25 protein-coding genes and 1 pseudogene are annotated in these 24,441 nt (G+C 59.7%); 13 read left to right on the forward strand and 13 right to left on the reverse strand.

Annotated features, from left to right (window positions below; all coding sequences use genetic code 11):
* Positions 1-26: 26 nt before the first annotated feature.
* From QMK55_RS18105 to QMK55_RS18130, 6 genes are all read right to left on the reverse strand, one after another.
* Positions 27-365: a HopJ type III effector protein gene (locus QMK55_RS18105; RefSeq protein ID WP_102356096.1), complete on the reverse strand. Its 339-nt coding sequence runs from the start codon at positions 363-365 to the stop codon at positions 27-29.
* Complete coding sequence (locus QMK55_RS18110) at positions 358-654, reverse strand: DUF1244 domain-containing protein (protein ID WP_320329679.1); 297 nt, start codon at positions 652-654, stop codon at positions 358-360. Before QMK55_RS18110 ends, QMK55_RS18105 begins: the two co-directional genes overlap by 8 nt.
* A 100-nt stretch (positions 655-754) precedes the next feature.
* Positions 755-1,126, reverse strand: coding sequence for a dihydroneopterin triphosphate 2'-epimerase (gene folX / locus QMK55_RS18115; protein WP_047597813.1), 372 nt, complete (start codon positions 1,124-1,126; stop codon positions 755-757).
* Complete coding sequence (folE, locus tag QMK55_RS18120; RefSeq protein WP_102356098.1) at positions 1,127-1,687, reverse strand: GTP cyclohydrolase I FolE; 561 nt, start codon at positions 1,685-1,687, stop codon at positions 1,127-1,129.
* 21 nt (positions 1,688-1,708) lie between these two features.
* Entirely contained in the window at positions 1,709-2,419 is a 711-nt protein-coding gene (folM, locus tag QMK55_RS18125; protein WP_320329680.1) for a dihydromonapterin reductase, read from the reverse strand.
* Between the two features lie 175 nt (positions 2,420-2,594).
* Positions 2,595-3,164, reverse strand: coding sequence for an antibiotic biosynthesis monooxygenase (locus tag QMK55_RS18130; protein WP_320329681.1), 570 nt, complete (start codon positions 3,162-3,164; stop codon positions 2,595-2,597).
* Positions 3,165-3,376: 212 nt separating this feature from the next.
* Here QMK55_RS18130 and QMK55_RS18135 point away from each other — a divergent pair, with 212 nt between their 5' ends.
* Entirely contained in the window at positions 3,377-4,336 is a 960-nt protein-coding gene (locus QMK55_RS18135; RefSeq protein ID WP_102356101.1) for a MerR family transcriptional regulator, read from the forward strand.
* A 3-nt stretch (positions 4,337-4,339) separates the two neighbouring features.
* On the opposite strand, the gene QMK55_RS18140 is transcribed toward QMK55_RS18135, so the two are convergent.
* Positions 4,340-4,945, reverse strand: a complete 606-nt coding sequence (locus tag QMK55_RS18140; protein ID WP_102356102.1) for a hypothetical protein — start codon at positions 4,943-4,945, stop codon at positions 4,340-4,342.
* A 55-nt stretch (positions 4,946-5,000) separates the two neighbouring features.
* Entirely contained in the window at positions 5,001-5,477 is a 477-nt protein-coding gene (locus QMK55_RS18145) for a PAS domain-containing protein (RefSeq protein ID WP_102356103.1), read from the reverse strand.
* A gap of 153 nt (positions 5,478-5,630) precedes the next feature.
* On the opposite strand from QMK55_RS18145, the gene QMK55_RS18150 reads away from it, so the two are divergent.
* On the forward strand, positions 5,631-6,086 hold the full coding sequence (locus QMK55_RS18150; RefSeq protein ID WP_102356104.1) for a flavodoxin: 456 nt from the start codon (positions 5,631-5,633) through the stop codon (positions 6,084-6,086).
* Here QMK55_RS18150 and QMK55_RS18155 read toward each other — a convergent pair.
* Positions 6,076-6,963: a LysR family transcriptional regulator gene (locus QMK55_RS18155; RefSeq protein WP_025109424.1), complete on the reverse strand. Its 888-nt coding sequence runs from the start codon at positions 6,961-6,963 to the stop codon at positions 6,076-6,078. The genes QMK55_RS18150 and QMK55_RS18155 overlap by 11 nt on opposite strands.
* A 96-nt stretch (positions 6,964-7,059) precedes the next feature.
* Here QMK55_RS18155 and QMK55_RS18160 point away from each other — a divergent pair, with 96 nt between their 5' ends.
* From QMK55_RS18160 to QMK55_RS18185, 6 genes are all read left to right on the forward strand, one after another.
* On the forward strand, positions 7,060-7,446 hold the full coding sequence (locus tag QMK55_RS18160; protein WP_102356106.1) for a CidA/LrgA family protein: 387 nt from the start codon (positions 7,060-7,062) through the stop codon (positions 7,444-7,446).
* Positions 7,436-8,122 (forward strand): LrgB family protein, encoded by a 687-nt coding sequence (locus tag QMK55_RS18165; protein ID WP_025109422.1) that lies wholly within the window; start codon positions 7,436-7,438, stop codon positions 8,120-8,122. Before QMK55_RS18160 ends, QMK55_RS18165 begins: the two co-directional genes overlap by 11 nt.
* A gap of 131 nt (positions 8,123-8,253) precedes the next feature.
* Positions 8,254-9,036 (forward strand): class II aldolase/adducin family protein, encoded by a 783-nt coding sequence (locus QMK55_RS18170; protein ID WP_102356108.1) that lies wholly within the window; start codon positions 8,254-8,256, stop codon positions 9,034-9,036.
* Positions 9,036-9,938, forward strand: a complete 903-nt coding sequence (locus QMK55_RS18175) for an alpha/beta fold hydrolase (RefSeq protein ID WP_102356109.1) — start codon at positions 9,036-9,038, stop codon at positions 9,936-9,938. The genes QMK55_RS18170 and QMK55_RS18175 overlap by 1 nt, the downstream gene beginning before the upstream one ends.
* Positions 9,939-10,083: 145 nt before the next feature.
* Positions 10,084-10,995: an SDR family oxidoreductase gene (locus QMK55_RS18180; RefSeq protein WP_102356110.1), complete on the forward strand. Its 912-nt coding sequence runs from the start codon at positions 10,084-10,086 to the stop codon at positions 10,993-10,995.
* Positions 10,996-11,587: 592 nt separating this feature from the next.
* The gene (locus QMK55_RS18185) at positions 11,588-15,007 is read left to right on the forward strand and encodes a DUF6543 domain-containing protein (protein ID WP_320329682.1); all 3,420 of its coding nucleotides are present in this window, start codon (positions 11,588-11,590) and stop codon (positions 15,005-15,007) included.
* A gap of 5 nt (positions 15,008-15,012) precedes the next feature.
* Here the strand turns inward: QMK55_RS18185 and QMK55_RS18190 are convergent, their stop codons facing one another.
* Positions 15,013-15,798 carry an IclR family transcriptional regulator gene (locus QMK55_RS18190; protein WP_102356112.1) on the reverse strand — a complete coding sequence of 262 codons (786 nt, stop codon included), beginning with the start codon at positions 15,796-15,798 and terminating at the stop codon, positions 15,013-15,015.
* 165 nt (positions 15,799-15,963) lie between these two features.
* Between QMK55_RS18190 and hmgA the strand changes: the two genes are divergently transcribed.
* The 4 genes from hmgA to QMK55_RS18210 all read left to right on the forward strand — a co-directional run bounded on the left by hmgA (position 15,964) and on the right by QMK55_RS18210 (position 20,751).
* Complete coding sequence (hmgA, locus tag QMK55_RS18195) at positions 15,964-17,268, forward strand: homogentisate 1,2-dioxygenase (RefSeq protein ID WP_320329683.1); 1,305 nt, start codon at positions 15,964-15,966, stop codon at positions 17,266-17,268.
* A 3-nt stretch (positions 17,269-17,271) separates the two neighbouring features.
* Positions 17,272-18,576 (forward strand): fumarylacetoacetase, encoded by a 1,305-nt coding sequence (fahA, locus tag QMK55_RS18200; protein WP_320329684.1) that lies wholly within the window; start codon positions 17,272-17,274, stop codon positions 18,574-18,576.
* A gap of 12 nt (positions 18,577-18,588) precedes the next feature.
* The gene (gene maiA, locus QMK55_RS18205) at positions 18,589-19,224 is read left to right on the forward strand and encodes a maleylacetoacetate isomerase (protein ID WP_320329685.1); all 636 of its coding nucleotides are present in this window, start codon (positions 18,589-18,591) and stop codon (positions 19,222-19,224) included.
* Between the two features lie 156 nt (positions 19,225-19,380).
* On the forward strand, positions 19,381-20,751 hold the full coding sequence (locus QMK55_RS18210; protein ID WP_320329686.1) for an aromatic acid/H+ symport family MFS transporter: 1,371 nt from the start codon (positions 19,381-19,383) through the stop codon (positions 20,749-20,751).
* 315 nt (positions 20,752-21,066) lie between these two features.
* Here QMK55_RS18210 and QMK55_RS18215 read toward each other — a convergent pair whose 3' ends face one another.
* Complete coding sequence (locus tag QMK55_RS18215) at positions 21,067-21,870, reverse strand: SirB1 family protein (RefSeq protein ID WP_102356117.1); 804 nt, start codon at positions 21,868-21,870, stop codon at positions 21,067-21,069.
* Between the two features lie 172 nt (positions 21,871-22,042).
* Between QMK55_RS18215 and QMK55_RS18220 the strand changes: the two genes are divergently transcribed.
* On the forward strand, positions 22,043-23,062 hold the full coding sequence (locus QMK55_RS18220; protein WP_025109410.1) for a Glu/Leu/Phe/Val dehydrogenase family protein: 1,020 nt from the start codon (positions 22,043-22,045) through the stop codon (positions 23,060-23,062).
* A 154-nt stretch (positions 23,063-23,216) separates the two neighbouring features.
* Here QMK55_RS18220 and QMK55_RS18225 read toward each other — a convergent pair.
* Positions 23,217-23,471 (reverse strand): annotated as a pseudogene (locus tag QMK55_RS18225) (YebG family protein); the annotation flags it as partial.
* A 189-nt stretch (positions 23,472-23,660) separates the two neighbouring features.
* Complete coding sequence (locus QMK55_RS18230) at positions 23,661-24,431, reverse strand: SDR family NAD(P)-dependent oxidoreductase (RefSeq protein ID WP_102356119.1); 771 nt, start codon at positions 24,429-24,431, stop codon at positions 23,661-23,663.
* Between the last annotated feature and the right edge of the window lie 10 nt (positions 24,432-24,441).

The raw sequence follows: 24,441 nt of genomic DNA on the forward strand, positions 1-24,441 counted from the left end.
CACAGGGATTGGGTTTGCAACTGGCGTTAGCGGCGGGTCAGGGGCTGGGCGGTGAATTTCACGCCGGTCAGACCGTGTTTGATCAACGCACGGATATTGCCGTGATCGCTGCCCTCAGGCGTCGCCACCACCGAACGGTAATGCTCGCCGAATGCCAGAAGCGCTTCTTCATTGCTCAGGCCTTCCAGCAGCGCCAGACCCAAAGTCTTGCACGAGCCTTCGTTCTGCCCAGCGGCGTTTTCCACGCTGCCGTTGTTGAAGGCCTGAGGCTGGTAGTCGTAACCGGCAGCGATGAAGGCCAGTGTGTCGGCGAAAAGGTGTTCACCACTCTTGAGGCTGGCGCGCAGGGTGTTCAAATCACTCATTGGCTTTTCCTTTGGCGAACGCCGCCTGTTGTTCGGTGCTGGCTTCTTGCTGGTATTGGGCTTTCCACTCGGCGTACGGCATGCCGTAAACCACTTCACGGGCGTCGTCGAGGCTGACCTCGATCTGACGGTCATCAGCGGCGGCCTTGTACCACTTTGACAGGCAGTTGCGGCAGAACCCGGCAAGGTTCATCAGGTCGATGTTCTGCACGTCCTTGCGGCTGTCCAGATGGGCGACCAGCCGGCGGAAGGCGGCGGCTTCGAGTTCGAGGCGTTGTTGCTCAGTCATAAAAGTCTCTGCGAGACAGCTTCGAGCGGCGAGCTGCGAGCTGCAAGATTTCGAGGGTGGGGTGCCTGTAGCTTACCGCTTGCAGCTCCAGGCTTGAAGCTCAGCGGCTTGCCGCCAGGGTGATCGACACCGACTCGGCAAACCGCAGTGCATGCGGCTTGTCGACTTCGACTTCGGCGTACAGCACGGCGGTATTGCTCATCACCAGATCCAGCAATTCCTGGGTCAGACGTTCGAGCAGCGCAAAGCGATTGCCCTCGACGTGGGCGATGATCGCCTTGGTGATGGTGCGATAGTTCAGCGCGTGATCGATGTCGTTGTCGCGCACCGCTTCCTGCGCGGCGTACAGGATGGTCAGGTTGATCAGCACGTCCTGCTTGTTGAGGATTTCGTCCTCGTTGATCCCGATAAAGGTGCGCAAGCGCAGATCCTTGACCCGGATGCGCGCCATTCCCGGTTGAAGTTGTGACATTTACTTGCTCCGTCCAATCAATTGCAGGAACTCCTGGCGGGTGTTGCTCGAGTCGCGGAAAGCGCCGAGCATGACCGAGGTGTTCATGGTCGAATTCTGTTTCTCGACACCGCGCATCATCATGCACATGTGCCGGGCCTCGATGACCACCGCGACGCCGGCGGCATCGGTGACTTGCTGCACCGCATCGGCGATCTGCCGGGTGAGGTTTTCCTGAATCTGCAGGCGCCGGGCGAACATGTCGACCAGCCGGGCGATCTTCGACAACCCCAGCACCTTGCCCGTTGGAATATAAGCCACATGGGCCTTGCCGATGAAGGGCAGCAGGTGATGTTCGCACAACGAGTACAACTCGATGTCGGCGACGATGATCATCTCGTCGCTGTCGGAGGCGAACAGCGCGCCGTTGACGATCTCATCCACACTCTGTTCGTAGCCATGACACAGGTATTGCATGGCTTTGGCCGCGCGCACCGGCGTATCGAGCAGACCTTCGCGGTCGGGGTCTTCACCGAGGCCGATGAGGATCTCGCGGTAATTCTCGGGCAGGGAACGGCTCATGGAAGATCCTCGCGCAGCAGCTTATTTGACGTGCCGTCCGCCGTTGACGGTCAGGGTCGTGCCGGTGACATAGGGGTTGTCGAGCAGATAGCGCAGGCTCTGGTAGATCACTTCGCTGCCGGGCTCGATGCCCAGCGCGGATTTGGCCAGGGCCCTGGCACGGTACGCCGCGTCGTCGTCGGGATTGAACAATAGCAGGGCCGGCGCAATGCCGTTGACCTTGATCGCCGGTGCATAACGCGCGGCGAACGACAGGGTCAGGCTGTCGAGCCCGGCCTTGCTGGCGCAATACCCGATGTGCTTGCTGCTGCCCTTGCGGGTGACGTCGTCGCTGATGTGGACGATGTCCGCAAGCGTCGAGCGTTTGAGCAGGTCGGCGCAGTGCAGATTGATCAGGTACGGCGCGAGCATGTGCACGTTGACCATGCGCACAAAGGCGTCGGCTTCGTTGTCCGGAGTTTCCGCCAGCCATTCGGAGGCGTTGTGGACAATGGCGCGCAGGCTGTCGGTATGGGTTTTCAGTTCATCGATGAAGGCAAGAATGGCGGCTTCGCTGGAAAAGTCCGCGAGCACGCCGACAGCGCCCAGATCACGCAGGGCTTGCACGCCCGTACGTTCGCTGCGGTAAGTGAAGATCACGTGATGGCCGTCTTCGAGCAGACGCCGCGCACAGTGCAGACCGACACGCTGGCCGGCACCGGTAATGAGGATCGGGGCGGAGGAAGTGGTCATGAACGGCTCGCGTCGCGGTTGGAGCAAAAACTATAACAGCGACATGAGCCATGCACCTATCGTCGGCGTTACCAATACCTGTGGGAGTGAGCCTGCTCGCGAAAGCGGTGTCTCAGTCGACATCAATGTTGAATGTCAGTCCGTATTCGCGAGCAGGCTCGCTCCCACACAGAGATCACCGATTCTGTGCAGAAGGCGTCGCAGGTAATGGTCGTGCCGGCGTGCTGTTCAGCCAATTGGCCAGCAACCGCGTCGACAGTGGAATAAAGAAGTAGACCATCAGCGGCGTCAGACACGCCGTGCTGACCAATATCCTTGGCAACAGGCTCATCTCGGCGAGCAAGGGCCCGAGGACAAAGTTGAACAGCAGCGACACCGGGAAGAACGCCAGCCAGATCGCCACGGCTTGTTTCCAGCGCGGTGGTCGCTGGCCTGCCGCGCCGAACCAGCCTTCGATGCCACTGACCCGATGCTCTTTGGGATGTGCGAACAGATCGCTGCCCCGCGACAGCCAGGCGGTACGTGAGGCCGAGTGCTCCCAAGCGTGCAGGGTCTGCTCGTTGACGAAGCGGAAAATGATCTGGAATTCGTTGTCACCGGGCGGCGGAGCGAGCACGCCGGAACCCAGGTAACCGGGAAAGTCAGTGGCCAGTTGTTCGCCTTCGCGCAGCCAGGCAATCAGGTCCTGATAGCGGCCGTCGGCGACGCGACGCGCAACCATCAGCGTGACGGGGGAAGTAGACATTGTGTATCTCCGTATTTCCGAGTGCGTCGCTCCGGGTAGGAGTTTCGCAATGCGCAGGCGGGGGGTAGGTGCCTGCGCTTTTCAACAAGCAAGGATTATTCCCGATTTTGATGACAGTATCAGAGACTTTCGTCTCAGTTCATGGGTTGATCCGATAAAGGGCATAGGATGTAGAATGGGATCCAAACTCACCGAGTGGACTCACCTGCACAATGGCTGTTATCACGGACGTTAACCCTTCCTCGCAGGCAACTGTCGCGCTCGAGCGTGAAGAGCTGTTCCCCATTCGTGAAGTGTCACGGCTGACCGGAGTGAATCCGGTCACGCTGCGAGCATGGGAGCGCCGCTACGGTTTGATTGAGCCGGTACGCACCGAAAGCGGGCATCGACTGTATTCCATGACCGATATTGAGCGTGTGCGCAGCGTTGTCGAGTGGATTGACCGTGGGGTGGCGGTCAGCAAAGTCAGTAAGATTCTGGCCAAGACCGAGCCACTGAAAGCGCTATCGCACATCATTTCCGATGACCAGGTGACGGCGGACTATCAACAGTGGCAGGACCAGCTGCAGCGAGTGGTCAGTGCTTTCGATGATCTGGAACTGGATCGGGTCTACTCGCAGATCTTTGCTTCGTACCCGTTGCCGGTGGTGTTCCAGGACATCCTGATGCCGCTGTGGCGACGCCTGCTCCAGCATCGTGAAGCGTTCGGGCAAACCAGTGAATGGCTGTTTCTCGATGGCTTCCTGCGTACCCGGGTGCTGGGGCGGATCATGGTGTTACGCAAGTCGCAGCCGCGCAGGATCATTGTCAGTGCGCTGTCCGGGGAGTGCCGTGAACTCGAGTTGTTGGTGGCTGCGCTGTTTCTCAGTGGCGGAGAAACCGGTGTGCGTGTGCTGACGACGGGGCAGCCATTCGACGAATTGACCCTGGTCTGCGAAAAGATCAAACCCCAGGCGCTGGTGCTGTTTTCCAACCATGCACCGACGGCGGAGCTGCCGCGACGCCTGAATCGGCTAGCGCTGAGTCTCGATTGTCAGTTGCTGCTGGCCGGGGATGCGGCAGATCTGGCGCAAGACGCTCTGGCCGGCTCGTCGATCGGTTGCCTGGGCAACGAAGGGGCGACGATGCTGCAGCGCATGACGCAGTTTCTCGCGGGCAAGCTCGATACCTGAAACTCAGGTGTGCAGGGCTGGGTGGGTCAAACGGTGTTGTTGCAGGATGAACTGGCGCAGGCGCTCGGTTTCATCGGCATCGGTCTGGCTCAGTTCGTAGGCATAAAAACCGTGCTCGGTCTCCCGCTCGAAATTGCCGCGCAGCGAAATCCGCTCATAACCTGATGGGCTGAACCACAAGGCGAAATGCTTGGGTGCCTTGGTCTTGTTGCGCATCTCCAGCAGCACGCCTTTGTGCGATACCTCATGCACCCACATCATGCCCGGTTGGCCCTTGGCGTTTTCCAGCGCCACCGGCTCTTCAAGGGTCAGTCGCCAGGGGCGAATCATCGGCCCGTCTTCAAAAATGCTCGGCACGCCCAGGCGCAGGTGCAAGGCGTGGAATTCGTCTTCCACCAGATGCAGCGGGAAGGTCATTTGCTGATTTTCGAAGTTGGCCTGGATGGTCACCTGTTCGTGAGCGGCCAGGCGCGTGAGCAGGTCACGGATCTGCGAACCACCATTGACCAGCAGGCTCGACGTCGCATCCCGCACATTGAGCTGCGGGTTGTGCTGCATGGTCTGGATGAAATCCAGCTCATCCTGGGTCAGGAGGGCGTCACGTTGCATGGCCAGGCTCGAAAGAAATAGTTACAAAGTCATTGGTGATTGTAGTTACTGACACTTAGTTCGCAGTTTTGTTTGCGCCGTTCGTCGCTTTCAGAGCGGCGAGTTCGGCTTGCAATGCGGCGACCTGGGCTTCCAGTTGCGCGACGCGTTGCTGGGCCTTGACCTGGACCGTGACGTCTTTCTGCACACCGACGAAATAAGTCTGGCCGTCGTCGGCATTTTTCACCGTCGAAAGCGACAGTTCATTCCAGAACGGCGTGCCGTCCTTGCGATAGTTGCGCAGGATTTCCCGGCAAGACCCACCGTTGTGCAGGGTGTCGCGAATCAGCGTCAGGTTGGCCTGATCGCGGTCTCCGGACTGCAGAAAGCGGCAGTCCTGATAGAGAATCTCTTCGCTGGTGTAACCGGTCAGGCGCTCAAAGGCCGGGTTTACGTAAATCAGGATGTTGTCCTGTTCCCCTTCCTTTTCTGCGACCACGATCCCGTCGTTCGACGCGTTGATCACCATTTGCAGCAGACTGGCGTTGATCATCAGTGAATCCTTTCAGTGTTGATGGTGGCTGGCATTCTAGAAGTTCCAACGGCGCTGTCTACTGGCCATCACCGCTAATTGAGCGCGGATCGCGGCTTTTGCGTCGGGCTGCTACTATCCCGGCTCATTTTTTTCAGCTTCAGGATCAGATTGATGAAAGTCGCCATCCTCTCCGGCTCGGTTTACGGCACGGCCGAAGAAGTCGCCCGTCACGCGCAGAACCTGCTGAAAGACGCCGGTTTTGAAACCCTCTACAACCCACGCGCCAGCCTGGCGGACATTCAGGCGTTCGGCCCTGAAGCGTTTCTCGCGGTGACGTCGACCACCGGCATGGGCGAACTGCCGGACAACCTGCAGCCGTTGTACTCGGCCATTCGCGATCAGTTGCCAATGGCCTGGCGCGGCCTGCCGGGTGCGGTGATCGGTTTGGGTGATGCCAGTTACGGCGATACCTTCTGTGGCGGCGGCGAGATGCTGCGCGAATTGTTCGCTGAGCTGGGCGTGCGTGAGGTGCAGGAGATGCTGCGACTGGACGCCAGCGAAAGCGTGACGCCGGAAACCGACGCCGAGCCATGGCTGGCGCAACTGATCGCCACCCTCAAGGGCTGATCGCGCGTTCGCGCAACAATGCCAGCCACGCCTGAGCGGCTTTCGACAGATAGGCGCCCTGACGCCAGATGAACGCGATGTCCCAACGCAAGTAATCCGGCGCGCGCAAGGTCAGGCGCACCACGCCCGGGCGTTCCAGTGCGCGGGCGACCACGCTGGGCAGCAGCACCACGCCTTGCCCGGCGGCCACCAGTGCCACAAGAAAATCCGCCTGCCCGCTGCGCCCACCTTCTTTTGGCGTAAAGCCCATTTGCTGGCAGGCCTGGAGCAACCGATCGTTGAGCACGAAGCTGCGCTGATACAGCAGGAACGGCGTCTCGGCCAATTCTTCCAGGCCGATTTCGCCACGTGCCGCCAGCGGATGATCCACCGGCAGCAAGGCATCGAGTTTCTCATCGCAGAACGGCTGAAAGTCGAACTGCGGGTCTTTCGGCAACAGGCTGCCGCCCAATTCCAGTTCGCCACTCAGCACCGCCTGCTCAACGTTGCGACTGCCGCCTTCAAGCAACTGAATGCTGATGTTCGGATAGCGCCGCCGATACTCGGCAAACAACCCGGCGAACAGCGCGTCGCTGCCCAGCAACGGCAAGCCGAGACGCAACTCCCCGCGTGCCAGATGACTCAGGTCATCCAGCTCCCTGAGCAACTCATTGCGCAAACGCAACATGCCTTCGGCCCGTTGCAGTACCACGCTGCCGGCGGCGGTCAGGCGCAATTGCGAACCCAGCCGTTCAAGCAGCGGTGTGCCCAGGCTCTGTTCGAGTTGCGCGACTTGCTTGCTGACCGCCGACTGGCTGATGTGCAGGGTTTTTGCCGCCTGGGTAAAGCCGCCCTGATGCATGACTTCGACAAAACTGCGCAGCTGTTTGAATTCCATCACCTGATTCCATTTTGGAATGCCTTAGAGTCTAACAATTCGCTTCGGGGATGGCAGTCGGCTTCGTAAAATAAGCCCCTGTCAGGAGCAAAAACCATGAAACCCGCCCCCCTCAAGCATCTCTCCCGTCTGCTGGCCGAACTGGCCGTGTTGCTCGGCCTCTACCTGCTCGGCTGCCAACTAGCCGCGTGGCTGGCCTGGCCGATTCCCGGTGGGGTGATCGGCATGGCCCTGTTGCTGCTGGCATTCGCCTTCGGCTGGGTCAAACCGGCGGCACTGCAATTGGGCGCGGGACTGTTGATGGCCGAGATGCTGCTGTTCTTCATTCCGGCGTTGATGAGCCTGCTCGATTACGGCGCGCTGCTGCGCAATGACGGCTGGCGGATCCTGCTGGTGATCGCCGCCAGCACCCTGATGGTGATGCTGGTGACCGCGTTCACGGTGGAGTTGGCCGTGCGGATGAGGCATTCCCATGAAGCTTGAACTGATGCCCATGTTCTGGCTCGCCTTCACCTTGCTGGCGTACCTGTTCAGTCGCTGGATCTATCGGCGCACCGGACGTTATCTGCTGTCGCCGCTGATTCTGGTACCGGCGCTGCTGCTGGCTCTCGCCGTGCCGCTGCACACCGCGTATGCCGAATACGCCAGCAACACTCATTGGTTGATGCTGGTGCTTGGCCCGGTCACGGTCGCCTTCGCTGTACCGATCTGGCAGCAACGGCGTTTGCTGATGCAGCATTGGTCCGCGTTGCTGCTTGGCATGCTCGCTGGCAGCGCTGCGTCGATCGCCACCTCGTTCGGCCTGGCCAGGGCGCTGGCGCTGGACAGTTCGGTGACGATGTCGCTGGTGCCGCGTTCGATCACCACGCCGTTCGCCATGCCGCTGGCGCAGGATCTGGGCGGCGTGCCGGAACTGACCGCGGTGTTCGTGATGTTCACCGGGGTCTTTGGTGCGATGCTCGGCGGCGTGCTGCTCAAGTGGTTGCCGTTGCGCAGTGCCCTGGCGCGGGGAGCATTGTTCGGTGTCGGCGCGCACGGTGCCGGCGTCAGTCGCGCCCATGAAGTGGGCGGTGAGGAAGGCTCGGTGGCGGGGCTGGTGATGGTCCTGACCGGTCTGCTCAATCTGTTCGCCGCACCTTTATTGGCGTCGCTGCTTTGACATGGATCCAAGCTGTGTGCATTGCTGACTCGTTCAGTCATCAAGCTGGCTGGCAATGCAACTACGTGAGTCCCGGGAGCTGACTAGACTGCTGACACGTGCCAGACAACAAGAACGCAGAGGTGCATACAGTGAGCGTAGCCCCCGTCCAATCGTCCCTTAATGTCAAAGACCAGGTCAGTGCTGCGGAGTGGCAGACCCGGATCGATCTCGCCGCCTGTTATCGTCTGGTCGCGTTGCATGGCTGGGACGACCTCATCTTCACCCACATTTCCGCCAAGGTCCCGGGCACCGAAGATTTTCTGATCAATCCGTTCGGGTTGATGTTCCATGAGATCACCGCGTCGAGCCTGGTCAAAGTCGATCAGGCCGGCAACAAACTCATGGACAGTCCCTACGAAATCAATCCCGCCGGTTACACCATCCACAGCGCCGTGCACGAAGTGCGGCACGATGTGGTGTGTGTGCTGCACACCCACACCGCCTCCGGTGTCGCGGTGTCGGCGCAAAAACAGGGGGTGCTGCCGATCAGTCAGCAGTCGCTGTTCGTGCTGTCGAGCCTGGCCTGTCACGCCTATGAAGGCGTGGCGCTGAATCACGAGGAAAAGGCCCGCTTGCAGGCCGATCTGGGCGAGAACAATTTCCTGATGCTGCACAACCACGGGCTGCTGACCTGTGGCGGCACCATCGCCGACACGTTTCTGATGATGTTCACCTTCCAGCGCGCCTGCGACATTCAGGTCATGGCGCAGACTGGCGGTGCAGAACTGATCGCCATCGAACCGCAGATTCTGGCGGGCGCCAAAGCGATGATCGCCGGCGTGACCAAAAGCGCTCAAGGCATGGGCGGCACGCTGGCCTGGCCGGCGTTGCTGCGCAAACTCGATAAACAAGACCCCGGATATAAACTCTGATGCCTCTTGCCGAGATTCCTCTGTGTGTCTGGCGCAAGCGCAGCCGGACGTTTGTCTTTCGCGGCCAGTCGATCCGTTACTGGACGGCAGGGCAGGGCGAGCCACTGCTGCTGATCCACGGTTTCCCGACGGCCAGTTGGGACTGGCATTACCTGTGGCAGCCACTGGCCCAGCGTTATCGGGTAATTGCCTGCGACATGCTCGGTTTCGGTGATTCGGCCAAACCGTTGAATCACAGCTACAGCCTGCTGGAGCAGGCCGACCTGCAACAGGCACTGTTGGCTCATCTGCAGGTCGAGCAACCGCTGCATATTCTGGCCCACGATTACGGCGACAGCGTCGCTCAGGAACTGCTCGCCCGGCATTACGAAAACCGGATCGAAGTCGGCAGTTGCGTGTTCCTCAACGGCGGACTGTTCCCGGAAACCCATCGCCCGGTGCTGATGCAAAAGCTGCTGCTCAGCCCGTTGGGCTGGATGATTGGGCGGGCCTTCACCCGTGATGGCCTGGTGAAAAGTTTCCGGCAGATCTTCGGCCCGCAGACCGGCCCTACAGAAAGCGAGCTGGATGATTTCTGGAGCTTGATCGAAACCCATCGCGGTCCGCGCATCATGCACAAACTGATTGGCTACATCCCCGAACGTCGGGTGCAGCGCGACCGCTGGGTCGCGGCCATGCAGCGCGATGAAATCCCGCTGCGGGTGATCGATGGCGAAGTCGATCCGATCTCTGGAGCGCACATGGTCAAGCGTTATCGCGAGTTGATTGACGATGCCGACACCGTCTTGTTACCGGGCATCGGTCACTACCCACAGATCGAAGCGCCGGTGCAGGTGCTCAAGCATTATCTGGCGTTTCGTGAGCGCCTGGAGTTGCCGCCACGCAAAGTCGCCTGCTCCTGATGGAGCGGGGGGCTCCTCCCGCCACGCAGCTATCATCCCCCAGCCTTATCGCCCACCATTCAGCCCCAGCCGTGTTTGTTGTGACCCATCGCGCCGTGCCTGACACTCGGGATTATTGTCCCTCAGGCCTGCTGGAGTTCCTGCGATGAATGAGTCCGTACGTTTCGAAGATAAAGTCGTGATCGTCACCGGAGCCGGCGGTGGCCTGGGTCGGGCGCACGCTTTACTGTTCGCCCGGCACGGCGCCAAAGTGCTGGTCAACGACCTCGGCGGCTCGACTCAGGGTGAAGGGGCCAACGCCTCTGCCGCTGATCGCGTAGTGGCGCAGATTCGCGAAGCCGGCGGCATCGCCGAGGCCAACCACGACTCGGTCACCGACGGCGACAAACTGGTGCAGAACGCCCTCGATGTCTTTGGCCGGGTCGACGTGGTGGTGAACAACGCCGGGATCCTGCGCGACAAGACCTTCCACAAAATGGACGACGCCGACTGGGATCTGGTCTATCGCGTTCACGTCGAAGGCGCCTACAAAGTGACTCGCGCCGCATGGCCGCACCTGCGCGAGCAAAGCTACGGTCGGGTGATCTTCACGGCTTCGACTTCGGGCATCTATGGCAACTTCGGCCAGTCCAACTATGGCATGGCCAAACTTGGCCTCTACGGGCTGACCCGTACCCTGGCCATCGAAGGTCGCAAGAACAACATCCTGGTTAATGCCATTGCGCCCACTGGCGGCACGCGCATGACCGAAGGCCTGATCCCGCCGCAAGTGTTCGAACAGCTCAAACCGGAACTGGTCAGCCCGCTGGTGGTGTACCTGGCCAGCGAGCAATGCCAGGAAACGTCCGGCTTGTTCGAAGTCGGTGGCGGCTGGATGGGCAAGGTGCGTTGGGAACGCAGCCTCGGCGCCGGGTTCGATCCTCGTGCGGGGTTCTCCCCGGAAGATGTGGCGGCGCACTGGCAGCAGATCTGCGACTTTGAAGGCGCTGCGCATCCGAAGGACAATATCGAGGCGTTGAAGGAAATGATGGCGAATTTGCAGAAGTACGCGCTCTGAGTCCGGTCATCTCCCGCGAATCAAGACCCATGGAAAGCCTTCGCCCATAAAAAAGGCCGCTGCAAACGCAGCGGCCAAGGTAAGACGTTGGATCAAGGAGCTACAAATCAACGTCAGTGAACACCGGGGCGATAAATCGAAGATTCGACTCATCTGAAATCGGTCGGCCATGGCGCGAATTGCTCAGCAGCCAGGGCTTCGTGCTTTGCGGCATATGCCGTGAAAGCCCGATCAGAATAGGCGGTTGGAGCCGGCGGAAAAATACCGATTCTGGATATGCACTGTTACGGTGCGCGCAACAGTAGTGGGTGCTTCATCGGGTATCAAGCGCCTTATTGCACAGTAAAAAAGACGTTTCCATAAATGATTGATCAAGAAGGTTTTGTATTGAAGAATAACTGAAGTATCGTTGTTGCAGGGTGGCGGGTTGATAACGGGAGTTTCTTCGTAGTTTTGTTGAGTTATATTGATATGCTAAATTTTCCGCAATAAATGTCTGGTGTTTATATAGTTTTGCTTCTTCTATATTCGAGTTCGATTTTCTCGGGTTCTTAAATGTTTTCCCGAATACTTGAAGATAAGGAAGTTATTAATGAAGAGGCTGTATACCAGTCTGATGCTCGATACCCTTTATAAGCGTGTTGAGAGTTCAGAGGAAATCACCAAGTCCATTTCGGTTGGACAGCAATTGTTGGCCACTCTTGAGGGTATCCCTTCATTCAGGCAAATGGCCCGTGAACGCTTGGTCGAAAAGCTGCGGGAGTACCATCCGGGTGTTCAGTTGGACAAGGTATTTATCAACAGGGCTGATGTTGATCATAATCTGGGTAGCCGTCCCCAAGGTTCGTTACTTGATGTCTACGTAGAGTGTTTGTCACGTTTTCTGTCACCGACTTACATCATCGACGCTGATGGTCTATATGATCGCCCTGACACCACCGACGTTCGTTTCAAAGTGTCTGGGCTGGACCTGATTCAAGTTGAGCGGCTGATCGACAACGCCCTGCAGGCGCTGAGCCGCGAGCATCGCACCAGCCTTGAAAAGTACTGGCAGGCACCCGCAGTGCGCGGCGCGTTCAGCAATAAGACCGCTCTGCAGCAGGCCATTTCCAGAGCGTTGATGGCGCAACTTTCCCTGAGTGTCATGGGGAATCGCCTGGAGTCTGGGCAAGCTGAAAACCTTGCCAAAGCCTTGGTTTCAGAGACAGGTTATTCGCTGTACAAAGTCCTGATCAATGATGCTGGGGCGCCATCCACGTCATTGGCATCCGTATTTATCGTGGACATGGCGAATCTGGGTGCCCCGCAACTTTCACTCAATGACGATCATTACTCATGCTTCCTTTACACGCCCGTCCGAGGGTACGAGTTTTTCGTCAACAGTAATGATCTGCATGCAACGCTGTGCAGCCGCCTGTCCGTAGCCGGTTATGGCCTTACTTATCCGAGGCTGAAGGAAAGCGTCTTCGAGTTCTGCGTCGAGTCGCATCTCAAGCAGCAGGCTGATGAAGTGGCACGCCTGGCGAACTCGCGGGAACGTGATGAGGCCGGAGGCCTGGTTGCGTTGGAACAAAATCAACGTTTCTCCACATTACGGCAACACTGGCTGTCGCACTTTGCTCTGCTGCGAGCCGCGGTCAGTCGCGGCGAATGGCCGGCATGGCTGCAGGCAGCCGGTGAATCCGTGCAGAACAACTATCTGCAACTCGAGACGTCGATGCGCAAGTACCACGAGGATTTCCAGCGTACTCACGCACCCACTTTTTCGTTAAAGGACTACGCCCGAACGACGTTGGCGGAGTGGACAAAAAGTACGCTGGGAGTTTCTGTGGACGGTAATACCGTTCGGGTTCACACCACTTATGAAATGAAACTCGGAGGAAAAACCATTCGCCATGAGGAAAGTCGCAGCCTGACGGAACTGGTTGCGTTCGGCGCTCACGATGTTGGTTTTGCACCGAAGCTGACTCTGGTGGGGGCTGAAAATACCGGACTGACAGTGGACAAACTCAATCGATGGCTGCAACAGACGGACCTGCGCAAAGAGTTCGTTGAAACGCGCTCGGACACGCCGTCGGCTGATTATCACGATGCATTGAGCAACAAGCTGATCAGCGAAATCCAGTTTGATCTACTGGTTGCCTTCCACAGCCGGCGTCTTGAAAAAAACGAATTCGATCTGGTCAATCAGGCGCTCGGGGGGGATCCGTCCGTATTGATGGCTGGCGTGCATTTCGCTGGCGCGACACAACCATTGAAAGACATTTTGATTTTTCAGGGCGGGCGACGTGATCTCGGGCCACAGTTGGTCTACATGCGCTTGGTCGAGGGGGGGAACGGGTTCTTGCGATTCAATCGTTTTGAAGAGTTTTCCAGCAAACTCAAAGAATGGCTGAGTAACGATTCAACTTACGCAACGTCAATGCTGCATGCCAAAGATCTGCCAACCATCGGCAATGATTTGCAACATGCCGAAGGTCTGGCGTTTGATTTGAACAGGATCCGTGCGGCTTCGGTAGAGTTCAAGCGCAGGCCCGATAGTCCGTTGGCCGGTGTTGTGGCAGTGCATTTTGGATGGACGGCAGGCGCCGCAGCCAGTATTGCGCCACTCAACTTTCGAGCGGTGCCGCAAGAGGTGCGTCAGCGTCATGTTCGCCTCACGACCGAACTCAAGGCCTTGTACTCCGTCGAGTTGCGTGAAACCGGTTTTCCCTCGTATGAAAACTTCGCCCGCGATCTGATCAAGACAAGGATCGAAGAGGTACTTCGTTCGCGAGGCCGTTATGTCGAGGTCAATCCGGACCTGGTGTTCGTACAGATCTCGGCAACTGAAAACTGGGTACTCACTGAGTTGATTGTGCAAGAGCGGGCCTTCGAGCCGCCCAGCAGCCCTCAGTGGGACCCGAGTGATTACCCGCGTTTTCACTGGAGCACTGCCCAACCCTCACTGGATGCCCTGACTATCAAGGACATTGCCAGTTGGTCGAAGACGCTACGGCCAGGGGAAAAGTATATCGAGATGCTCAAGACGAAGTTCCAGTCGAAAGCTCCACTGTACGCATTCAAGCGAGAAGTGCATTTGCGCCGCTTGCATGCCGAAATGTCGTTGGCGCTGGTTTCCCAGTACGCCGATGCACAACTGAACAACGAACAGTTCAATAGTTTGCAGCGCCTGCTCACTGAGTTGCAAACGCCTCAGCCAATCAAGGTTTCCGACCCGGTGGTCGCAAGCGAAAGCGTCTATGAGTTCAAGATCAAAAACACCCGCAGAGTCGACGGTGTTTATGTGTTCAGGACGATGACCAGCCAGGGCGTAGCGGATTTTCTCTACACGCCGGATGCGCCGGACCGCATCGCGTTTCGCAAGGCTGCCGATTTTGTCGGGTCGATTCGCTTGCGTGCGCGTTCGTTGCGTAACTACTACATCGATCGTGTCGCGCTCGTCGATCAGAAAGTGGTCAACGATTATTTCGATGAACTACAGGCGACAGTCAAGGACGTACCCGCACCCGTGCCTTATACCAATACGCGGATCCGGGATTTGCGCACCGCCTACGACGCTCATGTCAGCCGCGTGATCGAAGACATAGACAAGCGCACCACCAGCCTTGCCGAGATCATTGGTGGGCTGATCTACGACAATGTGAAACTGGCGGCATCGGTTATCGCTCTGGTCATTGCGCCAGTAGGGCTGGCGCTGACGGCCGTGGAAGTAGCCAAGAGCATTTACGACAGCGCGAATGCCCATTACTACGGTGAGAATGGCGAAGCGTTTGCCCATTTCAGGGATGCACTGCTTGGCCTGGCGACGCTGGGCCAGGCAGGCCTCGGCGCCGAGAGTGTCACCCGATTGCAGCGCACGTTGATCGAATTGGCGGGAGATGCCGACACCGTGGTGGGATTACTGGCAACGGCTCTCGGCCAAAAGCTCGGTCACGAACGTTTGCGCGAACTGATTGAACAAGTGCTGGATACCGAGGCTGTCGACAGTAGTAAAACCACCGTCTCCTGATTCATTCAGGTCGCCGCTGCGTAACCCATTCGCCAGCTCACGGCCCGCGACGCCGCCAGTAACCGCTGCGCCGCCGGGCCGTTCTCGTCAGCATGGAACAGCGAAGTCGGCCCGACGATGGTCAGCACGGCGGCGATCTGTCCGACCGCGTTGAACACTGGGGCCGACAGCGCATCCACACCTGGCAGCAACAAGCCGTGAACATGATGCAGACCGCGCTCGCGGATCTGTTCGCACAAACCGCTGTAGGTGTTTTCATCAGCCAGTGGATGGCCGGCAACGGCGATTTCCTGCTCGCGCAGTTCATCGGTTTCCCGGTGCGGCAGATAGGCGCTGAACACCAGTCCAGTGGACGAGCTGAGCAACGGTAATACCGAACCCAGTTGCGTGACCACCGTCACCGCGCGCACTGCGGGTTCGATGTGCACCACGGTCGCGCCCTGATTACCCCACACCGCCAAAAAGCAGGTTTCGTTCAACTCGTCGCGCAACTCGGCCAGGGGCAGGGCGGCGACTTTGAGCACGTCCATACTGTTGAGGGCGGCCAGGCCTACACGCAGCGCTTCACGGCCAAGACCGTAATGGTTGGTGGCGGCGTTCTGTTCGGCAAAACCGCTGGCAATCAGTGCCTGAAGATAACGGTGCACCTTGCTCGCCGGCATCTGCACGTGTTCGGCCAGACGCGACAGAGACGTGGAGGGCGACAACTCGGCCAAGGCCTTGAGGATGTCGGTGCCGACCTCGGCGGAGCGGACTTTCTGTTTGCCGTTGCTGTCGCTGGTTTTTTCCATGGTGCGGCCGGGATCCGAAAACGAATGGGCGTCTTTATATCTTGACGCTGGATAGCGAGCAAATTACGTTATGCGTAATCGAATTACGATAATAACAACCCCGGCGTGCGCAAACCTCTGAGCCAGAGCGATGGGCCACTGCCGACTCCCTGTTCAGGAGGCTCCATGAACCTCGATTCAACCGCGTCGGAGCTGGCGTACCAGTCCGGTTTCGGCAACGAATTCAGCAGTGAAGCGTTGCCCGGTGCCTTGCCCGTTGGCCAGAACTCGCCGCAAAAAGCGCCGTACGGTCTCTACACCGAATTGTTTTCCGGTACCGCGTTCACCATGACTCGCAGTGAAGCACGGCGTACCTGGATGTATCGGATTCAGCCGTCGGCCAATCACCCGGCCTTCGTCAAACTGGAGCGGCAACTGGCCGGCGGCCCGTTGGGTGAAGTGACCCCCAATCGTCTGCGCTGGAATCCGCTGGAGATCCCGGCCGAGCCGACCGACTTCATCGACGGACTGCTGAGCATGGCCGCCAACGCCAGCGCCGAGAAGCCATCCGGCATCAGCATCTACAACTACGTCGCCAACCGTTCGATGGAACGGGTGTTCTTCAACGCCGACGGCGAGCTGCTGCTGGTGCCGCAACTCGGGCGTCTGCGTATTGCCACCGAATTGGGTGTGCTGGAACTGGCACCACTGGAAATCGCCGTGTTGCCGCGCGGCTTGAAGTTCCGCGTCGAACTGCTCGATGCGCAGGCCCGCGGTTACATTGCCGAGAACCATGGCGCGCCGCTGCGCCTGCCGGATCTGGGGCCGATCGGCAGCAATGGCCTGGCCAATCCGCGCGACTTCCTGACCCCGGTCGCGGCCTACGAAAACCTCCAGCAGCCAACGACGCTGGTGCAGAAGTTTCTCGGCCAGTTGTGGGTTACCGAACTGAATCACTCGCCGCTGAACGTGGTCGCCTGGCACGGCAACAACGTGCCGTACAAATACGACCTGCGTCGTTTCAACACCATCGGCACCGTGAGTTTCGATCATCCGGATCCGTCGATCTTCACCGTGCTGACTTCGCCGACCAGCGTGCATGGCCTGGCCAACCTCGACTTCGTGATCTTCCCGCCACGCTGGATGGTCGCTGAGAACACCTTCCGTCCGCCGTGGTTCCACCGCAATCTGATGAACGAATTCATGGGCCTTATCCAGGGCGAGTACGACGCCAAGGCTGAAGGTTTCGTGCCCGGCGGTGCGTCCCTGCACAGCTGCATGAGCGCCCACGGCCCGGACGGCGAAACCTGCACCAAAGCGATCAACGCCGAGCTCAAACCGGCGAAAATCGATAACACCATGGCCTTCATGTTCGAGACCAGTCAGGTGCTGCGCCCAAGCCGTTTCGCCCTCGACTGCCCGCAACTGCAATCCAATTACGACGCCTGCTGGGCCACGCTGCCCGCCACGTTCGACCCGACCCGGAGATAACCCATGACGCAGACTTCCATCACCCGCAGCTGGGTCGCTTCGGCCAACGGCCACGCGGATTTCCCTCTGCAGAACCTGCCGCTGGGGGTGTTCAGCCTCAACGGTTCGGCGCCGCGCGCAGGCGTGGCGATTGGCGAGCACATTTTCGATCTGCAGGTGGCGCTCGAAGCCGGGTTGTTCGACGGCGCGGCCCGCAGCGCAGTCGAAGCCATGCACGGTGGCCTGTTGAACGCCTTCTTCGACCTCGGTCGCGAGGCCCGCGCAGCGTTGCGCAGCCACTTGCTGGAATTGTTCAGCGAGGGCAGCAGCCATCGCGGCGCCATTGAAGCCCAAGGCGCAAAACTGCTGCCACTGGCGGCCGATTGCCATATGCACCTGCCGGCGCGCATCAGCGACTACACCGACTTCTATGTGGGCATCGAGCATGCACAGAACGTCGGCAAACTGTTCCGTCCGGACAATCCACTGCTGCCGAACTACAAGCACGTGCCGATCGGTTATCACGGTCGGGCCTCCACGGTGCGCGCCTCCGGTACCGACGTGCGCCGTCCGAAAGGCCAGACGTTGCCGGCCGGTGCGAGCGAGCCGACCTTCGGCCCTTGCGCACGTCTGGACTACGAGCTGGAGCTGGGCATCTGGATCGGTCAGGGCAACGAAATGGGCGATTCAATTGCCATCGGTGACGCCGCCGAGCACATCGCCGGTTTCTGCCTGCTCAACGACTGGTCGGCCCGCGATATTCAGGCCTGGGAATACCAGCCACTGGGACCATTCCTGTCCAAGAGTTTTATCACCAGTGTTTCGCCCTGGGTGGTGACGGCTGAAGCGCTGGAGCCGTTCCGTACCGCGCAACCGGCGCGTCCTGAAGGTGATCCGCAGCCGCTGCCATACCTGTTCGACAAACGCGATCAGGAGGCTGGTGCTTTCGACATCGAACTCGAAGTGCTGCTGCTCACCGAAGCCATGCGCGAGCAGAATCTGCCGGCCCATCGTCTGACTCTGAGCAACACTCGCTACATGTACTGGACCGTCGCGCAAATGGTCGCGCACCACAGCGTCAACGGTTGCCAGTTGCAGGCCGGTGACCTGTTCGGTTCGGGCACCTTGTCTGGCCCGCAAAGCGGTCAGTTCGGCAGTCTGCTGGAAATCACCGAGGGCGGCAAAAAGCCGATCGAACTGGCCTCTGGCGAGGTGCGTAAATTCCTCGAGGACGGTGATGAAATCATCCTGCGCGCACGTTGTGCCCGTGACGGTTTTGCCTCCATCGGTTTCGGCGAGTGCCGCGGCAAAGTGCTGGCGGCGCGCTGACAGGAGCGGACCATGGATATCTACACCTACTACCGTTCGACCTCGTCATACCGGGTGCGCATTGCCCTGGCGCTGAAGGGGCTCGACTACACCGCGCTGCCAGTCAACCTGATCGCGCCATCCGGGGGCGAGCATCGGCAGGCGGCGTATCTGGCGATCAATCCACAGGGCCGGGTGCCGGCCTTGCGCACCGATGACGGTGAGTTGCTGATTCAGTCGCCAGCGATCATCGAGTATCTGGAGGAACGTTATCCACAGAAGCCCCTTTTGCCGGAAGACCTCGCCGCCCGCGCCCATGTGCGCGGTGTGGCGGCGGTAATTGGTTGCGACGTGCATCCGCTGCACAACGTCAGCGTGCTCAATCGCCTGCGTCAGTTGGGGCACGAGGAGCCGCAGGTGGTGGAGTGGATTGCGCACTGGATCGGTCAAGGGCTGGCGACCGTCGAGCAGTTGATCGGTGACAGCGGTTTCTGTTTCGGTGAGTGGCCGTGTGTGGCGGATGTCTATCTGATCCCGCAGTTGTACGCGGCCGAGCGTTTCAATGTATCGCTGGAGGCTTATCCACGGATTCGTCGGGTGGCGGCACTGGCGGCTGAGCATCCGGCGTTCATCAAGGCGCATCCGGCCAACCAGCCGGATACCCCATAAAGTTCCACACTGCCCAATGTAGGAGTGAGCCTGCTCGCGATAGCGGAGTGTCAGATACGGGGATGTTGACGGACACACCGCTATCGCGAGCAGGCTCACTCCTACAAGGGATCAGCACCGCACAAAAAATCATAAAAACAAAACAGGTACCTTGCGATGCACAACCAGATTGCCAGCTTCCGGGCGGCACTCGACGCCCATCCTGTGTCCCGCTATCAGTGGTTGCTCTTGATCCTGCTCGCCTTGTTGCTGGTCACCGACGGTTACGACGCCCAGGTGCTGGGTTACGTGGTGCCGGCCCTGGCCCAGGACTGGGGACTGGAAAAAGCCGCGTTCGGGCCTGTTTTCAGCGCCAACCTGCTGGGCCTCACGCTCGGTTCGCTCGCCGTGACACCACTGGCCGACCGCTTCGGTGTGCGGCGAATCCTGCTCGCGTGCGTGTTGATTTACGCCAGCCTTACGGTGCTGATGGTGTTCGCCGATTCGCTGAATACCTTGATGATCGCGCGCTTCATCTGCGGCATCGGCATGGGCGGGGCGATGCCCAGTGCCATGGCCTTGATGTCGGAATACTCACCGCCGCGTCTGCGCACGTTGATGGTGACATTGGCGGCCTGTGGGTTTTCCTTTGGTGGTGCGGCGGGCGGGTTTGTCGCGGCGGGTTTCATTGATCGCTTTGGCTGGCAAGCAGTGTTCCTCGCCGGCGGCGTCACGCCGCTGCTGCTGTTTCCGTTTTTGTGGTGGATGCTGCCGGAATCCCTGCCGCGTTTGCTACGCGATGCACCGCCCTATGCGCGCCTGCGCAAAGTCACCGCGCGGATGCTGCCAGACTGGCAACCACCGGTCGCCTCGGCCGAACAGAACGAGCGCGAACAGGGCAGCAAACTGACGGTGGTCGAGTTGTTCCGAAACGGCTACGCACGGCCGACCCTGCTGATCTGGGCGACGTTTTTTGTCAGCCTGATTCTGCTGTATTTCATGATCAGCTGGCTGCCGACGCTATTGCTCGAAAGCGGTCTGAAACTCAATGAAGCCAATCTGGTGACATCGATGTTCCTGTTCGCCGGCACCTTGGGCGCCGTGTGCATGGCGTGGTTTGCCGACCGCTTGAAACGCAAGGTGCGCCTGCTTTGCGCGGTATTGGCCGGGGCGGCTGTGTGCACCATTCTGTTGGGTTTGAACCACGACAACCCGCGTTATCTGGTGGCCTGCGTGTTTGCGGCCGGCTTCTGCATCATCGGTGGACAACTGACGCTGAACGCCTTCGCCAGTAACTTCTACCCGGCCCATGTGCGGGCCACAGGCACTGGCTGGGCGTTGGGAGTAGGGCGGTTTGGTTCCATCCTCGGGCCGCTGTTCGGCAGCATGCTGCTGGCGATGCACATTCCGGTGGCGCAGATTTTCTTCTTCTGCGCGATTCCGGCGGTCATCGCAGCGCTGTTGATCATCCAGGTGCGCTCGCCCTCCGAGTCCACCCCGCCCAATGTGGGAGCCAGCCTGCTGGCGAAGAACGATAACGCGGTCTGACAGGAAAATCGGCGACGCCTGCATCGCGAGCAGGCTCACTCCTGCAGTGATCTATGTGATGCAGATGAAAGGGATCACGCCAAACCTTGTGGGAGCCAGCCTGCTGGCGAAGAACGATAACGCGGTCTGACAGGAAAATCGGCGACGCCTGCATCGCGAGCAGGCTCACGCCTGCAGTGATCTATGTGATGCAGATGAAAGGGATCACGCCAAACCTTGTGGGAGCCAGCCTGCTGGCGAAGAACGATAACGCGGTCTGACAGGGAAAACGGCGGCGCCTGCTTCGCGAGCAGGCTCACGCCTACAAAAAGGCGTTTAGTGGACGACGGAGTTCGGGGGCAGGTGGCCGAGGCGTTCCGTCAGGCGCAGGCGCTGGATCGGGTCGTCACTGAGCAGCAGCGCATGTTCCAGATCGAAGCGCTCGGCGTTCGGGCAGTCGAGGCGTTGGTACAGGCTGGCGCGGGCCAGGTAATCGGCTGCGCTGGCACTGCCCAGTTCCAGCACGCGTTCGGCATCGATCAACGCGGCGATGTAGTCCTCATGCGCCAGATGCAACTGTCGCAGGTTGCGTGACAGGCGCTGGAGCATCTGCAACGGGGTAGCGGTGGCGAGATGGTCGGCGTTGAGCTTGAGGTGCGCGCCGTACTGGCGCTGCAGCAAATCGCGGCAATCGTTGGGGTACAGACGCCGCCCGCCGCAGGGGTCGAGCAAATGGTCGGCACCGGGTACCCGCAGCAGAAAATGCCCGGGGAAGTTCACCCCGACCAAGGGGATCTCCAGACCGCGCGCCAACTCCAGTGCAATCAGTGCCAGGGCCAACGGCTGGCCACGTCGGGTCTGCAACACTTTATGCAGCAAGGCCGCCTGCGGGCGCAGCGGCAGAAAGTCGTCCTGGGCAAACCCCAGATCATTCATCCGCCGCAACAACGGCTGTGCCAGCTCGCTGACCGGCAACATCGGCAAACCGTAGCTGACGCGCTGTTGCAACTCCTTGAAGTCTTGCTGCAATGCTTCGACATCGAGGCCTTTTTCGTGCTCGGCGGCCATCCACAGCGCAGCTTCGAACAGCGCGGGCGGTGAACGGTGCAGACTCTCGAAAAAACGTTGGCGCGGGCTCATCGGAATCTCCGGGGAATGCCTCGTTTTAGCCCCGTCCGTGCCATTCGTCCAGTACCGACCAGGTTATGCCGCAAAGTTACCGTCGAGGCGGGTGCTTATTCCGGTGCGCTTCAGCAATTTTTGGGCGCAAGCCTATACTGGCGTCTACCAGAAGTGATTCGGGAGCCTGCCGATGTTCGCTCTCATGCAAAGCACTCGCCTGGAATCGCTGCACCTCAGCGTTGACCCGGTCACCGGGTTGAAGGCGGTCATTGCCATTCATAACAGTCGCCTCGGGCCCGCCCTGGGCGGTTGTCGTTATCTTGCCTATCCCAACGACGAGTCCGCAGTCGAGGATGCCATTCGCCTGGCACAAGGCATGAGCTACAAGGCGGCTTTGGCCGGTCTTGCCCAGGGCGGCGGCGTTGCGGTGATCGTGCGCCCGGCGCATGTGGAAAACCGCGCAGCATTGTTCGAAGCGTTTGGTCGCTGCATCAATCAGCTCGACGGTCGCTACATCACCGCCATCGACAGCGGCACTTCGGTGGCGGACATGGATTGCATCGCCCAGCAGACCCAGCATGTCACCAGCACCACCTCGGCTGGCGATCCGGCACCGCATGCGGCGATGGGCGTGTTCACCGGGATTCGCGCTACGGCGATGGCGCGGCTGGGCAGTGACAATCTCGAGGGCCTGCGCGTGGCGATTCAGGGCTTGGGCAACGTCGGTTACGCACTGGCCGAGCAGCTGCACGCGGCGGGGGCTGAATTGCTGGTCAGCGACATCGATCACGGCAAGGTGCAACTGGCCATGGAGCAGCTCAATGCCCACCCGATCGCCAACGACGCGTTGCTCAGTACGCCTTGCGACATCCTCGCGCCGTGTGGCCTCGGTGGCGTGCTCAACAGCCACACGGTGACGCAATTGCGTTGCTCGGCGGTGGCGGGCTCGGCCAACAATCAGCTGACGCATCTGGACGTGGCCGATCAGCTGGAGCGGCGCGGCATCCTCTATGCGCCGGACTACGTGATCAATGCTGGTGGCCTGATCTACGTCTCGCTCAAGCATCGCGGCGAAGAGCTGGGGACGATTACCGCGCACCTGTCGAAAATCTGCTCGCGCCTGACCGAAGTGTTCGCCCATGCGCAGGCCGAGAAGCGCTCGCCGGCACGGGTGGCAGATGAGTTGGCGGAGAAAGTGTTGTACCGCTGAGCTGTTCAGCGAGCATGAAAAAGGCCCCGAGCCATATGACTCGGGGCCTGTTCAATTCAGGTAACGCTTATTTGGCAGCTTTCGCCGCTTTTGCCGGTTTGACCGGTGCTTCGGCAGACTCTGCCGGTTCAGCCACTTCTTCTGCCACCGGCTCGGCCGGTGCGTTGATCAGCTCCGACAGGGCATCAGGCTGGCTCTTGAAGGCCTTGGCGAACACATCGCGGTTCTTCGCCATGTAGATCCCGACTTCTTCAACCTGTTGCTCGTTCAGCGACGGAACGGCTTTTTGCAACACTTCGGACAGCATTTCGGCCAGTTCGAGCATTTTGTCATGACGGTCAGCTTCGGCTTTATCCATGAACAAGCGCTCCAGATCTCGGCTGCTGCGGTATACCACTTCGACGGCCATTCACCACCTCACATGCCTTCACATTTAGTTGTCTTAGCGACTACTGTATTTATATACAGCGAAAGGATAAGCGAATCCCTGCGCTTTGGGTAGTGGCTTTTCAATGTAGACCGGATTTGGCGTTTTTTCTGATTCCGGCGCCGAACAAAACGACCCGCGCATGGCGGGTCGTTCGGGTTTTATTTGTTGTCAGAACTTGCCGCTGGCGTAGCCACCATCGATGGGCATGATCACCCCGGTGACGTACGCCGCCTGTTCGCTGAGCAGCCAGAGTACAGCGTTGGCCACTTCATCCGCCGTACCGAAGCGTTTCATCGAGGTCACGTTGATTTTGCGCTGGGTGTTTTCCGGCGCTGCCTTGAGACGCGCCTCGCTGTTCATCCCGCCGAGTATCGGACCCGGCGCGACCGCGTTGACGCGAATGCAGCCGCCCTCTTCGAGCCGGGCGTTTTCAATCGATGCGACCTGGGTCATGCCGTTGATTGCCTGTTTGCTGGCGACGTACGCCACCTGGCCGCCAATCGGCACGACGCCGGCGCAGGACGAGGTGTTAACGATGGCGCCAATGCCGCGAGTGAGCATGAGTTGCAGCTCATGGCGCATGCAGTGGTAGGTGCCATTGACGTTGATGTTCATCACCTTCATCCAGTCTTCCGGGCACGAGTCCGCCAGCGCGCCGTAACGTGCGGTGACGCCGGCATTATTGAACGCGCAATCGAGTTTGCCGTAGACCGAGCGAATGGTCGCGAAGGCCTGCTCGACCTGCGCCGGATCACCGACATCGCAGGCGATGAACCGGCAGTGTTCGCCCAGCCGATCGGCCAGGGCCGCGCCCTTTTCCTCGTCTCTGCCGAATACGATCACCTCGGCTCCAGCCCTGATCAAACGCTCGCTGACGGTCTCGCCAATGCCAGCGGTGCCGCCGGTGACCAGGCACACTTTTCCCAGAAAATCGTACATGTGTCGCATC

The sequence above is a fragment of the Pseudomonas sp. P8_229 genome (assembly GCF_034008635.1).
In the GTDB taxonomy this organism is placed as follows: Bacteria; Pseudomonadota; Gammaproteobacteria; order Pseudomonadales; family Pseudomonadaceae; genus Aquipseudomonas.

What these genes read in the sequence shown, in the direction of transcription:
- QMK55_RS18105 (WP_102356096.1), bottom strand. Translation starts at nt 365, where the DNA reads ATGAGTGATTTGAACACCCTGCGCGCCAGCCTCAAGAGTGGTGAACAC.
- QMK55_RS18110 (WP_320329679.1), bottom strand. Translation starts at nt 654, where the DNA reads ATGACTGAGCAACAACGCCTCGAACTCGAAGCCGCCGCCTTCCGCCGG.
- folX (WP_047597813.1), bottom strand. Translation starts at nt 1,126, where the DNA reads ATGTCACAACTTCAACCGGGAATGGCGCGCATCCGGGTCAAGGATCTG.
- folE (WP_102356098.1), bottom strand. Translation starts at nt 1,687, where the DNA reads ATGAGCCGTTCCCTGCCCGAGAATTACCGCGAGATCCTCATCGGCCTC.
- folM (WP_320329680.1), bottom strand. Translation starts at nt 2,419, where the DNA reads ATGACCACTTCCTCCGCCCCGATCCTCATTACCGGTGCCGGCCAGCGT.
- QMK55_RS18130 (WP_320329681.1), bottom strand. Translation starts at nt 3,164, where the DNA reads ATGTCTACTTCCCCCGTCACGCTGATGGTTGCGCGTCGCGTCGCCGAC.
- QMK55_RS18135 (WP_102356101.1), top strand. Translation starts at nt 3,377, where the DNA reads ATGGCTGTTATCACGGACGTTAACCCTTCCTCGCAGGCAACTGTCGCG.
- QMK55_RS18140 (WP_102356102.1), bottom strand. Translation starts at nt 4,945, where the DNA reads ATGCAACGTGACGCCCTCCTGACCCAGGATGAGCTGGATTTCATCCAG.
- QMK55_RS18145 (WP_102356103.1), bottom strand. Translation starts at nt 5,477, where the DNA reads ATGATCAACGCCAGTCTGCTGCAAATGGTGATCAACGCGTCGAACGAC.
- QMK55_RS18150 (WP_102356104.1), top strand. Translation starts at nt 5,631, where the DNA reads ATGAAAGTCGCCATCCTCTCCGGCTCGGTTTACGGCACGGCCGAAGAA.
- QMK55_RS18155 (WP_025109424.1), bottom strand. Translation starts at nt 6,963, where the DNA reads ATGGAATTCAAACAGCTGCGCAGTTTTGTCGAAGTCATGCATCAGGGC.
- QMK55_RS18160 (WP_102356106.1), top strand. Translation starts at nt 7,060, where the DNA reads ATGAAACCCGCCCCCCTCAAGCATCTCTCCCGTCTGCTGGCCGAACTG.
- QMK55_RS18165 (WP_025109422.1), top strand. Translation starts at nt 7,436, where the DNA reads ATGAAGCTTGAACTGATGCCCATGTTCTGGCTCGCCTTCACCTTGCTG.
- QMK55_RS18175 (WP_102356109.1), top strand. Translation starts at nt 9,036, where the DNA reads ATGCCTCTTGCCGAGATTCCTCTGTGTGTCTGGCGCAAGCGCAGCCGG.
- QMK55_RS18180 (WP_102356110.1), top strand. Translation starts at nt 10,084, where the DNA reads ATGAATGAGTCCGTACGTTTCGAAGATAAAGTCGTGATCGTCACCGGA.
- QMK55_RS18185 (WP_320329682.1), top strand. Translation starts at nt 11,588, where the DNA reads ATGAAGAGGCTGTATACCAGTCTGATGCTCGATACCCTTTATAAGCGT.
- QMK55_RS18190 (WP_102356112.1), bottom strand. Translation starts at nt 15,798, where the DNA reads ATGGAAAAAACCAGCGACAGCAACGGCAAACAGAAAGTCCGCTCCGCC.
- hmgA (WP_320329683.1), top strand. Translation starts at nt 15,964, where the DNA reads ATGAACCTCGATTCAACCGCGTCGGAGCTGGCGTACCAGTCCGGTTTC.
- fahA (WP_320329684.1), top strand. Translation starts at nt 17,272, where the DNA reads ATGACGCAGACTTCCATCACCCGCAGCTGGGTCGCTTCGGCCAACGGC.
- maiA (WP_320329685.1), top strand. Translation starts at nt 18,589, where the DNA reads ATGGATATCTACACCTACTACCGTTCGACCTCGTCATACCGGGTGCGC.
- QMK55_RS18210 (WP_320329686.1), top strand. Translation starts at nt 19,381, where the DNA reads ATGCACAACCAGATTGCCAGCTTCCGGGCGGCACTCGACGCCCATCCT.
- QMK55_RS18215 (WP_102356117.1), bottom strand. Translation starts at nt 21,870, where the DNA reads ATGAGCCCGCGCCAACGTTTTTTCGAGAGTCTGCACCGTTCACCGCCC.
- QMK55_RS18220 (WP_025109410.1), top strand. Translation starts at nt 22,043, where the DNA reads ATGTTCGCTCTCATGCAAAGCACTCGCCTGGAATCGCTGCACCTCAGC.
- QMK55_RS18230 (WP_102356119.1), bottom strand. Translation starts at nt 24,431, where the DNA reads ATGTACGATTTTCTGGGAAAAGTGTGCCTGGTCACCGGCGGCACCGCT.